This is a genomic window from Rathayibacter sp. RFBD1, from assembly GCF_002932915.1.
Lineage (GTDB): Bacteria > Actinomycetota > Actinomycetes > Actinomycetales > Microbacteriaceae > Rathayibacter.
Genome location: NZ_PSWQ01000028.1, coordinates 19,838 through 34,801, shown reverse-complemented (window position 1 = coordinate 34,801; position 14,964 = coordinate 19,838). Strand labels below are relative to the sequence as shown.

Sequence of the window (14,964 nt, the reverse complement as noted above, 5' to 3'; positions counted from 1 at the left end):
CCTGTGAAGCACGTCCCCCTCGGCACCTCCGGTGTCGACTCCCCGAACGTCGTCCTCGGCCTCATGCGCATCCCCGAGATGAGCGACGAGGCGATCCGCGGCCTCGTCGGCGCCGCCCGCGACTCCGGCATCGACTTCTTCGACCACGCCGACGTGTACGGCGGCGAGCTGCACCGCTGCGAGGAGCGCTTCGCCGAGGCGATGGCGCTCACCCCGTCGGAGCGCGAGCAGGTCGTCCTGCAGACCAAGGCGGGCATCGTCCCGGACGGCCCCTACTTCGACTTCTCGTACGAGCACCTGATCGCCTCGGTCGAGGGCTCGCTGAAGGCGCTGCGCACCGACTACGTCGACGTGCTGCTCCTGCACCGGCCCGACGCGCTCGTCGAGCCCGATGAGGTGGCCCGCGCGTTCGACGAGCTGCACGCGTCCGGCAAGGTGAAGCACTTCGGCGTCTCGAACCAGACGCCGTACCAGATCGAGCTGCTGAAGAAGTCGCTGAACCAGCCGATCGTGGCGAACCAGCTGCAGCTCTCGATCACCCATGCGCCGCTGATCGCGCAGGGTGTCGCCTCCAACATGGTCGGCGAGGACCAGTCCGTCATGCGCGACGCCGGCATCCTCGACTACTGCCGCCTGAACGACATCACCGTGCAGGCCTGGTCGCCCTTCCAGGCGGGGTTCTTCACCGGCGTCTTCCTCGACAACCCGGCCTACCCCGAGCTGAACGCCGTCATCGACCGGCTCGCAGCGACGTACGGGGTCCCGGCGATCGCCGTGGCCACCGCCTGGATCACCCGCCACCCGGCGGGCATGCAGGTCGTGCTCGGCACGACCAATGAGCAGCGCGTGCGCGATGCGGCCCTCGGCTCCGACCTGCCGCTCACGCGGCCGGAGTGGTACGAGCTGTTCCGCGCGGCGGGCTACCTCGTCCCCTAGAGCTCCCACCCCGGAGGAAATGCGCGTCGGCGCAGAGAGGCACGGACTCCCCGGAGTCCGTGCCTTCTCCCGTCCCCGCGAGACGCCGGTCGTACGCCCGTCGCGGACCGAAGCGGCATCTCGCGGGGGAGGGGCGGGAATAGGAACGGCACCCCTGCGTTGAACTTGAGCGTAACCGACTCAACTTCCTCAGGAGGACAGGTGCCCGACAACTACAGCGAGGCCGGAGCGAGCTCGTTCGACGACTTCCTCGCCCGCTACCTCGACGGTGAGCGCGCCCGCGCGGCGCGGTCGATCGACCTCAGCCGATTTCTCACCGCCCGTACCCGCGACATCCTGCAGTCCGCAGGACGCTTCGCCCTCGAGCGCGGCCAGACCGAGCTCGACGCCCTGCACGTGCTCCGCGTGCTCATCGACGACGAGACCGTCTCGCAGGCCGTGCGCCGCATCGGCGTCGACCCCGCCGCCATCGCCACCGCCGCGGAGGCGCGCCTCCCGCAGGCCGACGAGGCCCACGCCTCGCAGAACGCGGCCACCATCACCCCCAGCGCGCAGCGCGCGCTGTTCCACGCCTACCAGGTCGCCCGCTCCAGCGGTTCGACCTACATCGAGCCCGAGCACCTCTTCTTCGCGCTCGTGCTCGGCCAGGACGCCCCCGCCGGGCAGGTCCTCGCCCGCGCCGGCGTCACCGCCGAGGCCCTCACCCAGGGCATGCGCGAGACCGAGGCCCCGCAGCAGCAGGAGGCGGGACAGCCCGCCTCCGACACTCCGCTGCTCGACAAGTTCGGCACCGACCTCACCGCTCTCGCCCGCGAGGGCCGGCTCGACCCGGTCATCGGGCGCGCCGACGAGATCGAGCAGACCGTCGAGATCCTCAGCCGCCGCACCAAGAACAACCCGGTGCTCGTCGGCGAGGCCGGCGTCGGCAAGACCGCCATCGTCGAGGGCCTGGCCCGCGCGATCGTGGCGGAGGAGGTCCCCGAGCAGCTGCGCGGCAAGCGCGTGATCTCGCTCGACCTCCCCGGCATGCTGGCCGGCACCCGCTACCGCGGCGACTTCGAGGAGCGCCTCACCGGCACCATGGACGAGATCGCGGCGCACTCCGGCGAGCTGATCGTCTTCATCGACGAGGTCCACACCGTCGTCGGTGCGGGCGGCGGCGGCGAGGGCGGCATGGACGCGGGCAACATCCTCAAGCCGCGTCTGGCCCGAGGCGAGCTGCACCTCGTCGGCGCCACCACGCTCAAGGAGTACCGCACCATCGAGAAGGACCCGGCACTGGAGCGGCGCTTCCAGCCGGTCCGCGTCGGCGAGCCCGGCATCGAGGACGCGGTCGCCATCCTGCACGGCCTGCGCCCCGCCTACGAGGAGCACCACCGCGTGCGCTTCACGGACGAGGCCCTGCGCGCCTCCGTCGAGCTCTCGGCCCGGTACCTCACCGACCGCGTGCTGCCCGACAAGGCGATCGACCTGATCGACCAGGCCGGCGCGCGCCTCCGTCTCCGCCTCGGAGCCGGCGTCGACACCGGAGCTCTGCTCGAGCGTCTGGCGACCCTGGAGGCCGACAAGAACGCGGCCGTCTCGGCCGAGCACTACGAGGAGGCGTCCCGCGTCCGCGACGAGATCAGCGCCGTGCAGGCGGAGCTCGACGCGGCCACCGGCAGCGCCCCCGCGGAGGCGGTCGTCGGCGAGACCGAGATCGCGGCCGTCATCGCCCGCGCCACCGGCATCCCGGTGTCGCGGCTCACGGAGGGGGAGCGCGAGCGCCTCGCGCACCTCGAGACGGAGCTGCACCAGCGGGTCGTCGGCCAGGACGACGCGGTCACCGCGGTCGCCCGGGCCGTCCGCCGCAGCCGCACAGGCCTCGGCGACTCCTCGCGCCCGGTCGGCTCGTTCCTCTTCCTCGGCCCGACCGGTGTCGGCAAGACGGAGCTGGCGCGCACCCTCGCGGGCTCCCTCTTCGCCGATGAGCAGTCGGTCATCCGCTTCGACATGAGCGAGTTCGGCGAGCGTCACACGGTCTCGCGGCTGGTCGGCGCCCCTCCCGGGTACGTCGGCTACGACGAGGCCGGTCAGCTGACCGAGCGCGTGCGCCGGAACCCGTACTCGGTGGTCCTCTTCGACGAGATCGAGAAGGCGCACCCCGACGTGTTCAACCTGCTGCTGCAGGTGCTCGACGACGGGCGTCTGACCGACGGCCAGGGGCGGACGGTCGACTTCCGCAACACGGTGATCATCATGACCTCGAACCTCGGCTCGGAGTTCCTGGCCTCGCGGTCGGGTGCGCTCGGCTTCGTCGCTCAGAGCGACGCGTCGGCCGAGGGCTTCGCCTCGGAGAAGGACCTGCGCGATCGCGTCATGGGCCGTCTCCGCGAGGCGATGCGCCCCGAGTTCCTCAACCGGATCGACGAGATCGTCCTGTTCCGCCGCCTCGGCCGCGAGCAGCTGCGGGAGATCGTCGGCATCGTCCTCGACACCACGCGCTCCCGCCTCGCTCCCCGCGAGGTGACGCTCGAGGTGACGGAGGCGGCCGTCGACTGGCTCGCCGAGAACGGCTACGAGCCGCAGTACGGCGCCCGGCCCCTGCGCCGGCTCGTCCAGCGCTCCATCGACGACCGGATCGCCGACCTGTTCGTCAGCGGCGAGGTCTCCGACGGAGGCGCGGTCCGCGTCGACGCCGTCGCCGGCGAGCTGCTGGTGACCTCGGCCGCCGCCCTCCCGCTGGCCGCGTAGCCGGTCCCGCTCCGACCCCCGTCCCTCCTCCTTCCGCGAGACACCGCTCGTGACGACGGCACCGCCCGTCGTCGCGAGCGGCGCCCGCGGAGGGGGAGGGGCGGGGGTCTTCGCGTCCCCACGGCTTGCCACAGCGGTCCGGGCGGGATAGACACGAGAGCACGAGAACCGGAGGCACGATGTCGAACCCGCGCTACTACGACCCCGTGGGCAAGGCGGTCCGGGCGCTGCTCGTGCTGAGCCTCGTCTGCTTCGCCCTGGCGGTGGGCATGTTCGCCCTCGACATCGTCATGCCCGGCACCATGACGGACGAGCGACGGCCCTGGGCCGAGGCCAGCGGGGCGCTCGCCTCGTTCGGCGTGCTGGCCCTCATCGTCTACTTCGCGACCGTCGCGATCGTCGGCGCGATCCGGGGGCGCGGGCAGTAGCCCCGGCTCGGACGCCGTCCGACAGGAACGCGTCCGGCCCGCGGGATCCCAGGATCCTCGCGGGCCGGACGCGTTCTCGCGAGCCGTCGGGCGCCGGTCAGGGGCACTTCTTCGCGGTGATCGTCACCTTCAGCGTGGCGTCCGGAGCGACGGGGGAGCCGCCGGCCGGCTCCTGCCCGGTGACCTGGCCGGCGTCGGGCGCCTTCGGGTCCTCGGCGCAGGCGAGCGTGATCTTCGTGAAGCCGGCGGCCCCGAAGGCGTTCTTCGCGGCCTCCAGATCCTGGCCCGTCACGTTCGGCACGGTCTTCTGGTTGCCGGAGCTGGTGAACACGGTGATCGCGGTGCCGCGCGGGGCCGAGCCCGACGGGTCGGCGCGGGTGACCGTCCCGACCGCGGCGTCGCTCGCCTCCGTGCCGCCCTGCACGACGCCGAAGCCGGCCGCCTCGAGCTTGGCCTCGGCGTCGGCGGAGGAGAGCCCGACGACATCCGGGATGTCCACCTTCGGGACGACCTGCAGCGAGCCGTCGGCCTCCGGGAAGTCCGTCCCGCCGTACGTCGCGTCGGCGGCGCGCATGACGACCGGCCAGATGCGGTGGCGCGCGGTGGCGGCGGATCCGGAGTCGAAGGAGTAGCGGCCGAGGCGCAGGTTCGCGTCGCCCTTCACGTTGAACACGCCGACGGCGGTCGCGACGCGGGTGCTCGCTCCGGTCATCCAGGTGGCCTTCGCGTCGTCGGTGGTGCCGGTCTTGCCGATCAGCGGAACGCCGTCGCCGGTGCGGGAGGCCACGGCCGTCCCTCCGCCGGTGAAGGTCGCCTGCAGCGCGACGGCCGCGGTGGCGGCGACGTTGCGGTCGATCGACTGGCGGCAGTTCGCCGGGGGCACCGGCTGGTCGGCTCCGGCGGAGTCGGTGATGCGGTCGATCGCGACGGGGTCGCAGGTCGTGCCGCCGGAGGCGATGGTGGCGAAGGCGCCGGCCATCGAGAGGGGCGAGACGTAGTTCGTGCCGAGCACCGACGACGGGTTGTGCTCGAGCTCCTCGCCGCTGCCCTGCTTCACCCCCATGTCGACCGCGGTGTCGCGGATGCCGCACAGGTCGAGCTCACGGGCCATGCCGACGAAGCCGGTGTTGAGGGAGGTCTTCGTGAAGGACACCGGGGTGCCGACCTCGCCGGTTCCGCCCTCGTCGTTCTTCGCGCTCGTCTCGTTGCTCGTGTCGGTGCCGCCCGAGACGCAGGAGTCCGTGAAGGTGCCCCAGGTGGACTTGCGCGTCCCGTCGACCGACTCGTTGATGCTGTGGCCCTCCTTCAGCCACTCCACCAGGGTGAAGAGCTTGTAGGTCGAGCCCGGCTGGATCCCGGAGGATCCGCCGTTGGCCCGATCGGTGCTGTAGTTCACGGCGCTGTAGGACGGGTCGGTCGTGAGGACGTCCGGATCCTGCGAGTACTTCTTGTTCTGCGTCATCGCGAGCACGCGCCCGGATCCGACCTCGACGCTGACCGAGACGGCTCCGACGTCGAAGTTCCAGGTCTGCGGGACCTGCGCGTCGACGGCGGCGACGGCCGCGTCCTGCAGGCCGACGTCGAGCGTCGTGTAGACGTCGAGGCCGCCGCGGCGGAAGTTGGTCCAGCGGGTGTCCTCGTCGGCGCCGAAGATCTCGTTGTTCTTCAGGACGTTGGTGACGTAGTCGCAGAAGAAGCCCGCGTTGCCCGCGGTCGAGCAGCCGGTGCTGGGCTGGGTGATGCGGGGCTCGATCGGAGTGGCGACGGCGGCGTCGTGGTCCTCCTGCGAGATCTTCCCCTCCTCGAGCATCTTGCCGATGATGTAGTCGCGGCGGTCCTTGTTGCGGGCGTAGCCGTTCGCGGCGCCGTTGTCCGGATTGTCGGGCTGGTCGATCCGCAGGACGGCCGGGTTGTTGACGATCGCGATGAGGCTCGCGGCCTGGGCGATCGAGAGATCCGCGGCCGAGGTCGCGTAGTAGTAGTTCGCGGCGGTCTCGAGGCCGTAGGTGGTGCCTCCGAAGAACGCGATGTTGAGGTAGCCCTGGAGGATCTGGTCCTTCGTGTACTGCTTCTCGAGCCCGATGGCGAGCTTCATCTCGCGGAGCTTGCGCTCGGGGGAGGTGCGGGTGGCCTCGTCGATCGCGGCCGCGCGCTCGGCGTCGTCCGAGATGTTGCGGACGGCCTTCTCGACGAGGACGTTCTTCACGTACTGCTGGGTGATCGAGGATCCTCCCTGCACGTCGTTGCCGAGCACGTAGGTCTGCGCGACGGCGCGGAGGGTGCCGGGGAGGTCGACTCCGCCGTGGTCGTAGAAACGGGGGTCCTCACCCGAGACGGCGGCGTCCTTGGCGGCCTGGGCGATGCGGTCGAGCGGCACCTCGACGCGGTTCTCGACGTAGAAGGAGGCGAGCAGCTGCGGGCCGTCGGAGCCGGTCGCGTAGATGTTGCTCTTCTCGGAGAGCTTGTCGACCTCGAGGTAGTCGGGCAGGCCGTCGAAGACGCCGATCGACTGGTTCGCGGCGACTCCGGCGAGCGCCACCGCCGGGGTGACGGTGGCGGTCACGAGGACTCCGGCCACGACGCTCATGCCCAGGAAGCCCACGATCGCCTTGACCACACCACCGGTGGTCCTTCTGTCGGACGCCAAACCTTCTCCTTCGCGAATCCCCCCGGATGCTGCGACGACCGCGGCCGACGCCCTGCACGCTCCGTGCGGCAGGTCAACCTCGACAGACTAACCCGAGAGCCCCCGAAGACGAAGGCCCGGCCAGAGGCCTGAAAAGACCCTGACCGCCACCCGGGGGACGGCGTTCCCTAGGCTGTCGGCATGGCGAGCCCCTCCTCCGACCCCCGACCGGCCGACGCGACGACCCCGGAGGCCGCTCCGGTCGCGCCTCCGCAGGCCGTCCCCGCACCGCCCACGGGCGCCCTCTCGTACGCTCTCGGCTTCCTCGCGTTCATCGGGATCCCGTTCCTCAGCCTCATCGTGGGCGGCATCGTCATGGCGTCCGTGTACCCGTCCGCCCGGAGGAAGGGCGGCCTCGCCGCCGAGAACGCGCGGAACGCGGCGAACTGGGGCCTGACAGTGATCCTGATCGGGGTCGTGACGCTCGGCGCGCACGTCGTGCTGCTCTTCGCCGCCTCCGACACCCCGCTCGCGAAGGGCTTCTACCCGATCGGCATCCCGATCACGCTGTTCGCCGTGCTCTGGCTGGTGCACTTCGTGCTGATCATCTGCGGACTGGTGAAGGCGAACCAGCGCGAGGTGTTCCGTCCGCGCATCGCGATCCCGTTCCTCCGCCCGCCCGCGGCCTGAGCTCAGGCGCCGACGGGCCAGAGGTAGTCGAGCCCCGGCGGCGTGCCGGGGAACAGCGGGCCGTAGTGGTCCTCGTCCTTGGCCACGAGCTTCGAGCGGTGCGAGAGGTGCAGCCGCTCGTCGCCGAACCACGGCGGGAGCGGGTAGTCGCCGGTCAGGTAGGCGGCGAGATCCTCCGGGGCGGCGGCGAGGGCCTCCTCGGTCTTCACGAGGCACGTGTCGGCGAAGCCGCGCTCCGTCCACTCCGCGCAGGTCTCGCGCTGGTAGGTCATCAGCGCCGGCCGGTAGCCCCGCCACATCCGCGTGACGGGGTGGTTCTGCCAGCCGTACCCCGGGACGGTCAGCGCCCGCATGACCTGCAGCGTCTCGACGCGCTGCTTGCCGAGCCGCTTGCCGTCGAGGGCGCGGACGCTGCGGTGGAAGTCGGGGTAGGGGAGGAAGGTCTGCACGCCTCCCAGTCAACAGCGGCCCGTCTCCCTCCGGCCACCCTCCCGTCACGCCGATGTCGCCTGGCGTGCGTAGCGTCCGGGGCATGACCGGACTCCCCCTCCTCGCCACCGACGACGTGCAGCTGCGCTGGGCGCGGCCCGAGGTCCTCGACTCCGCCCGCCACCGGATGCTGCGCCTGCTCACCCTCGCCGAGCGCCTGCGCTACGAGGCGACGAGTCGGCGCGAGGTCCGGGACGGCTTCCTCCTCGGCCGGGTCCTCGTGCGCGAGCTGGCCGCCGAGACGCTCGGGATCGATCCCCTCGAGGTCGCCGTGGACGCGCGCTGCCAGCGCTGCTCCGGACCGCACGGCCGCCCGGTGCTCCGCGGCGAGCACCCGGCGCTGGAGCGGATGCGGATCAGCATCGCGCACTGCGACGGCGCGGTGGTCGCGGCGCTGGCGACCGGACGCGACATCGGGATCGACGCGGTGCGCGCCCGCAGCGTCCGCGACCGCGTGGCGTCCGGGGCGACGACGGCGGAGCAGGTGCTCGCCGATCTGCGCTCGCAGGCGGTCGCGAAGGCCGACGGGCGCGGGACGTCGAGCGACGAGCCCGTCCGCTTCCGCACCAGGGAGGGCGCGACCGAGGCCTGGATCGAGGGCTCGAGCCGCTACTTCGCCGTCTCTGAGCCGACGGTCCACTCCGCGCTCGTCGTGGCGGTCGCGGTCGCTCAGGAGTGACCGCGGGGCGCGGTCCCCGGCCGTTGCGCTGGTCCGCGCCTAGGCGAACAGCGACAGCGTGATCGTCGAGCGGTAGGAGCCGGCCTCGACGTCCGGCTCGGCCAGCAGCCGCAGCTCGGCGTCGGCGCTCCAGGTGCCGGCCCCGCCGGCGGCTCCGAGCAGCAGCGCGTCCTGCAGGCCCGCGCCGCCCTCGAGGGAGGAGGCGACCGGATCGCCCGCGACGGCGCCGGTGCCGGTGATCAGGCGCGGGGTCCAGCCGAGGTGGTCGGCTCCGATCGAGGCGCTCGGGCCGGTGAGGGCGCTCGCCGAGGCGAGGACGTACCAGTCGTTCTGCGCGCCGACGCGCGAGTCGGTGACGGTGACCGTGGGCAGCCCGCCCGTGAACCGGCGCTGGAGGACGGTGGAGCCCGACTCGGCGAGGTCGACGGCGTCGGCAGCGACGGAGAGCGACAGGGAGCCGGGCTGCGCGGGAGGGGTGATGTCGACGTCGACGTCCACTCCGTCGAGGTCGTGGAACAGGGGCGGCGTGCGGACCGGGTCCTCGCCGGTGAGGGGATCGGCGGTGTCGGGTGGGGTGGCGGGGGGGGAGTCGGCGGGCCGGTCCGCGGCGGGCGGGTCTGTGGCGGGCCGGTCTGCGGGGGAGGAGCCGGTCGTCGGCTGCGCGGACTCGACGGGATCCGCGGAGGAGGGGCTCGAGGAGCGGCGGTCGGAGGCGCCGGATACCGCACCGGGAGTGGAGGGGTCCGCAGTCGGCGCCGCATCCTCCGCGGGCGAGGCGGCGGTCGGCGTCGACACCGCTTCCGGGGCGGTCATCGCCTCGGGCGCGAGGGCGGCGGAGGCGAACACCACGGAGAGCACGAGGGTCGTCGTCGGGACGAACGCGGCGAGAGCGCGGGTGGTGCGGGTCACGGACGGTCCAGTTCTGCGGGCTCTGCGATGCGCCCGCCTGTGATTACTACCAGGAGCGCGAAGTGCTCTGCACCCCCGCTTCCGGGTGGAGTACCGCGCAGCGCGCCAGCGGAGCTCGGCCATGCTCGTGCGCCCACCTCTTCGACGAGGCGGCGCTGAGCCGGATCGATCAGGCGACCGATCTCCTTCTCGGGGAGCGCCTGCGGGGGAGCGGCCGTTCCTTCCCGCCCGCGGAGATCGACGTGACGGCGCTCCCGCCCAGGCCCGGCACGTCCTTCGGCATCTGGAGCCCTGAGCCGCGCGCGTCGAGCCCGCACTCGCCCTGCGCGTCGAGTGATGCGCCGCACACGCAGAGGAGGGAGCGCCCGCGGGCACTCCCTCCTCCGTCACGACCGGTCGACCGGCCGCCGTGCGCTCAGCAGACGCGGGCCGGGTAGGCCACCGTCTGCGCGAGGGTCTCGGAGCCCGCCGTGGCGGTCACCGTCACCTGGCTGCCCGGCATGCTCGCGAGGCGGGTGGTGAACGCGGCCGATCCGCTCGCACCCGCGGCCACCGCGGTGACCGTCTTCGAGCCGTAGGCCGAGGCCATCGCGACGTCGATCGGAGCGGTGCCGCCGTTCTTGGCGAGGACAGTCAGCACCGCCTTCCCGGCGACGCAGCGCGACGTCACGGTCACCGGCACCGTCAGCGCCGGGGCGGCCGCCTCGGGGACGACGATCTCGCCGATCTTGAGGAACGAGCTCGGCGTGGAGAAGGTCAGCTTCAGGCCGGTGGCCGAGACCGCCGCGAACGGGATCGTGGTCAGCGTGCCGTTCGCCGCCGGAGCGACGTTCTGCGCGGTGGTCGGCTTCCAGGTGCCGTCCTCGGCGCGGTAGGCCACGCTCACCGACGCCAGGGTGCCCTCGGTGTTGGTGAAGGTGAGCCCGGCGACGCGGTGCGCCTCGGTGTTCGTCAGCGTGAACTCGGCGCTGCCGGCGAAGGTGCCGTCGGTCCAGGTCGACCAGGGGGTGCTCACGTTGCCGTCGCAGGCGTTCTTCGCGGGGAGGGTCGCGTACTTCGTCTGGCTGAACGACGCCGAGACCGCGGCTCCGGGGACGCGGCAGACGTTCGTCGGCGGCGCGGTGCCCCAGATCTGCACCTCCGAGACCGACTGCCACGTGTTCGCCGCGCTGGTGAGGTGCAGGCGGAGGCCCGTGGTGTCGGGCAGGGAGGACAGGTCGAGGATCGCCGTCGGGGCGGATCCGGTCGCGGCCTGGCTGAGGGTGGTGGCGACCGAGGAGGTCGTCCATGCGCCGTTCACCTGGTACTCGACCTCGATCCTCGAGGGCCAGGTGGCGGTCGCACCGTCCTTGTAGGTGCTGACCGTCACCGAGTCGAGGTTCTGCGCCGCGCCCCAGGAGAAGGAGAGGCGGCTGTCGCGCGGGTAGCCGGTCGAGGACCAGTCGTCCCAGCCCTTGCCCTTGACGTCGCCGTCGATGAGCTTGCCGGCGAGGTCCGTGCGGCTCGAGACCGCGACGGACGCTCCGGGAGCGAGGTTCGCGATGCCCGGCTCCGCCACCTCGATCGTGCGGGTGAAGCGGCGGCCGGAGGAGAATCCGGCGTCGGCGGCGAGCGTGCCCGTCACCTGCACCGTGCCGAGCTCGGCGGGGCCGGGGGCGGCCCAGGTCACGGCGACGTCGCGGGTCGAGCCGTTGCTCGCGACCGAGACCGTCGAGGGGAGCGCGGCGGCGATGTCGGCGCCGCGGCGGACCTGCTTCGGCAGACGGGCGTCCACGACCGACCAGACGCCCTCGCCGACCCCCTTGTCGTCCCAGTAGGAGAGGTTCCAGCCGGATCCCCAGCGCGCCGGGTCCTCCTGAGCCGGATTCCGCATCTCGAGGCGGCCGTTCTCGCCGACCGTCATCGGGAGCCAGACGTAGGTCGAGTCCGACTTGCCCTCGTTCCAGCGGTCGCCCATGTAGACGTACTTCCCGGGAGCGAGGGTGAGGACGTTCGTCGACTGCGAGCCGAAGGTGGTCTTGCGGGAGTCGCCGATCGAGAGCAGGCCGTCGCTGCCCTCCGGGATCGCGTTGTAGGCGACGTTCTCGTCGGCGTCGCCCTTCTCGACTCCGCGGGTCCACGCGCCGAGGATCGAGTCGGCGGTGTAGTAGGTCTGCGGGTTCGGCGCCCAGCCGGTCGCCCCGGAGGCGATCGTGTAGTACTTGCCGCCGTTGGCGAAGATCGCGGGCGCCTCGAGGTGTCCGCACTCCTTCACGATCTGGAAGTCGGTGCCGCGCACCGGTGCTCCGGCCGCACCGTCGGCGAAGACGTAGGGGTACGTCCCGTCGGCCGAGTACTGGTTCGCGTCGAGGGTGTCGGTCGTGGTGGTCCGCTCGACGTTGGTGTAGTCGGCGTCCAGCTTCGCCACGTAGAGCGAGTAGTTCTCCTCGGAGGAGTAGGAGATGTACGCGGTGCCGTCCTCGTCCTGGAAGACGGTCATGTCCCGCGCCTGCCCGGGAACGGCGGAGGTGGTGCAGGCCTTGTAGTCCGTGCGGTTGTAGAGGCGGTAGACGCCCTGGAGCGTGAAGGGCCCGGTCGGGCTGTCCGAGACGGCGACTCCCGCCATCGAGCGCGCGTAGGTGCTGCCGCCCGGCGTGGTCCGGCCGTCGGAGTGCCACCACATGACCCACTTGCCGGTCTTCTCGTTGAAGAGGACCTTGGGGCGCTCGAAGATGGCGGTGTTCGGCGAGGCCTGCGTCGTGTCGAGGTGGTAGTCGAGCTCCGCGATGCGGTCGGCGCGAGGGGCTCCGGAGTCGTCGACGGTGTCGTAGAGCGCGTCGAAGTAGGGGGCCTCGAGGTCGGCCGGAGCCGAGACGCTGCGCAGCGCGGTGCCCTTGTTCTCCCAGTTGTGGCCGTCGGTGGAGCGGTAGACCGCGACTCCGGGGCTGTTCCAGTAGCCCTTCGTGCGGTCCTCGCCGTACCAGTACTGGACCTGCTGACCGCCCTCCTCGACGGTGACGATCTGGCCGCCGTGCGCCTGGATGTGGCGGCCGTCGGTGTCGTACCAGTAGGGCTGGAAGTAGCCGGCCGCGGTGCTGCCCGGGTCCTGGACCGCCGGGTAGTCGGTGTAGGTCACGGGCGTCGAGGTGCGCGGCACTCCGTCGTCCGGATCCGTGGCCACGGCGGCCGAGGCCGACTGCGCTCCTGTTCCCAGGAGTGCTGCGACGAGCAGCGCGGCCACCGCCGCGGCGGCCGTTCGTGGTCGAGACGTCATGCTGTGCTCCTTTGCACCGGGGACTTCGCGCATGTTCACGCAAACATCAGGCTTCCACGAGGCTCTGATGACGTCAACATCCGAATCCATTCGGTCGCCGGATACCGACGGCTGCGCGGGCCGTTCCTCGCTGCTCGACCTTCCGGCGCGAACGCTCCGCCCGGTTGGAGGGCGCGCTCCGCGGACCGTCGATCATCCGATGCCGCCCGAACCGCGACCGCCCCCGGGCCGGAGGGCTCGAGGGCGATCGGACGTGCGGTGCGGCCTAGCCGCCGACCGCCTGGCGAGCGCTGTCGAGCCCGCTCGAGAAGGCGTCGGCGGAGGAGACGTTGCCCGACTCCAGCTCGACCAGCGCCCCCGAGAGAGCGGCGCCGATCGCTCCGGTGTCGGGGCCGTTCACGAACGAGGGGAAGTCCTCGACCGAGCTCGCGATCACCTCGCCGATCCTCGAGTCGCCGAAGAACGGATCGGTGTAGGCGCGGACGCTGTCGCTCTGCAGGGCGGCGGTGGCGGCGGGGAACGTGCCGGAGGTGGCGAAGTGGTCCTCCTGGCCCTCCGCCGACATCATCGTCTGGATGTACTGCCACGCGGCCTGCGGGTGCTCGGCCCGCTCCGGGATGGCGATGACGCTGCCTCCCCAGTTGCCGCCGACTCCGGGGACCGAGGTGACGCGCCAGTTCCCCGCGGTGTCGGGGGCGTCGGTCTTGATGCCCTGGAGGATCCAGGACGGAGCGACGGTCACGGCGAACGAGCCGTTCGCCCGGCCGGGTGCCCAGCCGGAGGAGAAGGCGGCGATGCCGGCGCTGATCCCCGCGTCGTGGGCCTTCACGGCGATGTCGAAGGCGTCCTCCACCTGCGGGTTCGTGTCGTAGACGAGCTCGCCGTCGGGGGAGTAGTACTTCTCGGTGACCTGGTTGATCGTCGAGTAGAAGACGCTGGTCTCCACGTTGTCGACGAAGGGCTGACCGGTCGCGGCCGTGTACTTCTCGCCGGTCGCGAGGAAGCCGTCCCAGTCGCTCCAGAGCGCGGCGACCTCGTCCGGATCGGTGGGGAGGCCTGCCTGCTCGAACAGGTCCGCGCGGTAGGCGAAGCTGAGGCCGCCCACGTCGGTCGGCACGCCCACGACGGAGCCGTCCGCCGCGGTCGCCGCGTCCGCCGCCCAGGGCAGGTAGTCCGCTCCGACGTCGTCGCCGCCCAGCGTGCGCAGGTCGAGGAAGTTGGCGCTGTTCTGGACGAAGCGCGGGAGGTCGTCGCCCTGGATCATGACGAGGTCGGGCACCTTCCCTCCGGCGAGGGCCGCGGTGAGGGCGGTGGCCGTCTCCTGGGAGGATCCGACCTCGGTGAGCTTGACCTTCGCGTCGGGCTTCTTCGCGAGGTACTCGCTCACGTTGTCCTTGGCCTGGATGCCGGTGAACGACCAGAACTGCACCTCGGCGTTCGGATCGTCGGAGGCGCCACCGCCGCCTCCGGAGGAGCAGCCGGTCAGGGCGAGGGCGACGGCGGCCGCGGCGGAGACGGCGGTCAGGATTCTTCTTCTCACGGGAGTCCTCTTCATCGGGGAGTCGCCGCGGCGGTCCGCGGCCGGAGATCGATCTCTTCCCGACGCTAACCCGTGCTCTCCGAAGCGTGCAAGCGCTCTGCAGTTCTTCCGGATATCGATCTCAGGGCTGCGAGGATCTCGCGCGCTCGAGGATGGCCGCGATCACGGCGGACTTCGCCTCGGCGTAGTCGTTCCCGTCCTCCCAGCGCCGGAGGAGGAGAGACGCCTTCGTGCTGCGGTAGAGCTCGCGGTCGGCCGGGTCGGTGCGCAGCCGGTCGCGCAGGAGGAGGTACGCGTCGATCGCGGGATGACCCTCCTCGTAGATGTGGACGTGGGCGTCCCGTCCGGGCGTGCGGACGAGCCGGTGCCCGGGCTCGCGGGTGCGCAGGACGTAGCCGGCCGCGAGCAGCGGCGCGACGTGGTCCTCCTCCGCCGTGACGTCGGGCACGACGACCAGCACGTCGACGATCGGCTTCGCGGGCAGGCCCGGGACGGAGGTCGAGCCGATGTGCTCGACCCGCACGCCCGGGACGGCCTCGAGGATGCGCCGCCGGTGCTCCTCGAACAGGGCGGACCACTCGGGGTCGTGCTCGTGCAGGGCGAGCTCGAGCGGCTCCGGTCCACCGACGAGCTCGACGGAGACGACGTCGGGGCGGCGGGGGGAGCGGTGCGGAGTCACCG

At 71.9% G+C, this 14,964-nt stretch carries 11 protein-coding genes; 5 read left to right on the top strand and 6 right to left on the bottom strand.

Translation table 11 applies throughout. From position 1 onward, the window contains the following. Nucleotides 1-3: 3 nt before the first annotated feature. The 3 genes from C5D50_RS15905 (at nucleotide 4) to C5D50_RS15895 (ending at nucleotide 4,097) form a co-directional block, all read left to right on the top strand. Nucleotides 4-936, top strand: a complete 933-nt coding sequence (locus tag C5D50_RS15905; RefSeq protein ID WP_258059515.1) for an aldo/keto reductase family oxidoreductase — start codon at nucleotides 4-6, stop codon at nucleotides 934-936. Between the two features lie 201 nt (nucleotides 937-1,137). Continuing rightward, nucleotides 1,138-3,669, top strand: a complete 2,532-nt coding sequence (locus C5D50_RS15900; protein WP_104283955.1) for an ATP-dependent Clp protease ATP-binding subunit — start codon at nucleotides 1,138-1,140, stop codon at nucleotides 3,667-3,669. Between the two features lie 179 nt (nucleotides 3,670-3,848). Beyond that, a complete protein-coding gene (locus C5D50_RS15895; RefSeq protein WP_104224361.1) occupies nucleotides 3,849-4,097 on the top strand; it encodes a hypothetical protein in 249 nt (82 codons plus the stop codon). A gap of 97 nt (nucleotides 4,098-4,194) precedes the next feature. On the opposite strand, the gene C5D50_RS15890 is transcribed toward C5D50_RS15895, so the two are convergent. Then, nucleotides 4,195-6,744, bottom strand: a complete 2,550-nt coding sequence (locus tag C5D50_RS15890) for a transglycosylase domain-containing protein (protein ID WP_258061408.1) — start codon at nucleotides 6,742-6,744, stop codon at nucleotides 4,195-4,197. 180 nt (nucleotides 6,745-6,924) lie between these two features. On the opposite strand from C5D50_RS15890, the gene C5D50_RS15885 reads away from it, so the two are divergent. Next, nucleotides 6,925-7,413 (top strand): DUF4870 domain-containing protein, encoded by a 489-nt coding sequence (locus tag C5D50_RS15885; RefSeq protein WP_104250929.1) that lies wholly within the window; start codon nucleotides 6,925-6,927, stop codon nucleotides 7,411-7,413. A 2-nt stretch (nucleotides 7,414-7,415) separates the two neighbouring features. Here the strand turns inward: C5D50_RS15885 and C5D50_RS15880 are convergent, their stop codons facing one another. Further along, nucleotides 7,416-7,862: an MSMEG_6728 family protein gene (locus C5D50_RS15880; RefSeq protein WP_104224363.1), complete on the bottom strand. Its 447-nt coding sequence runs from the start codon at nucleotides 7,860-7,862 to the stop codon at nucleotides 7,416-7,418. A gap of 83 nt (nucleotides 7,863-7,945) precedes the next feature. Between C5D50_RS15880 and C5D50_RS15875 the strand changes: the two genes are divergently transcribed. After that, nucleotides 7,946-8,581, top strand: a complete 636-nt coding sequence (locus tag C5D50_RS15875) for a 4'-phosphopantetheinyl transferase superfamily protein (RefSeq protein WP_104283954.1) — start codon at nucleotides 7,946-7,948, stop codon at nucleotides 8,579-8,581. A 39-nt stretch (nucleotides 8,582-8,620) separates the two neighbouring features. Here C5D50_RS15875 and C5D50_RS15870 read toward each other — a convergent pair whose 3' ends face one another. The 4 genes from C5D50_RS15870 to C5D50_RS15850 form a co-directional block, all read right to left on the bottom strand. Further along, complete coding sequence (locus C5D50_RS15870) at nucleotides 8,621-9,490, bottom strand: hypothetical protein (protein WP_104289033.1); 870 nt, start codon at nucleotides 9,488-9,490, stop codon at nucleotides 8,621-8,623. 415 nt (nucleotides 9,491-9,905) lie between these two features. After that, nucleotides 9,906-12,743, bottom strand: coding sequence for a discoidin domain-containing protein (locus C5D50_RS15860; protein WP_104283951.1), 2,838 nt, complete (start codon nucleotides 12,741-12,743; stop codon nucleotides 9,906-9,908). Nucleotides 12,744-13,008: 265 nt separating this feature from the next. After that, complete coding sequence (locus C5D50_RS15855) at nucleotides 13,009-14,283, bottom strand: extracellular solute-binding protein (RefSeq protein ID WP_181137368.1); 1,275 nt, start codon at nucleotides 14,281-14,283, stop codon at nucleotides 13,009-13,011. A gap of 121 nt (nucleotides 14,284-14,404) precedes the next feature. Further along, complete coding sequence (locus C5D50_RS15850) at nucleotides 14,405-14,962, bottom strand: GrpB family protein (RefSeq protein ID WP_104283949.1); 558 nt, start codon at nucleotides 14,960-14,962, stop codon at nucleotides 14,405-14,407. Nucleotides 14,963-14,964: the final 2 nt, after the last annotated feature.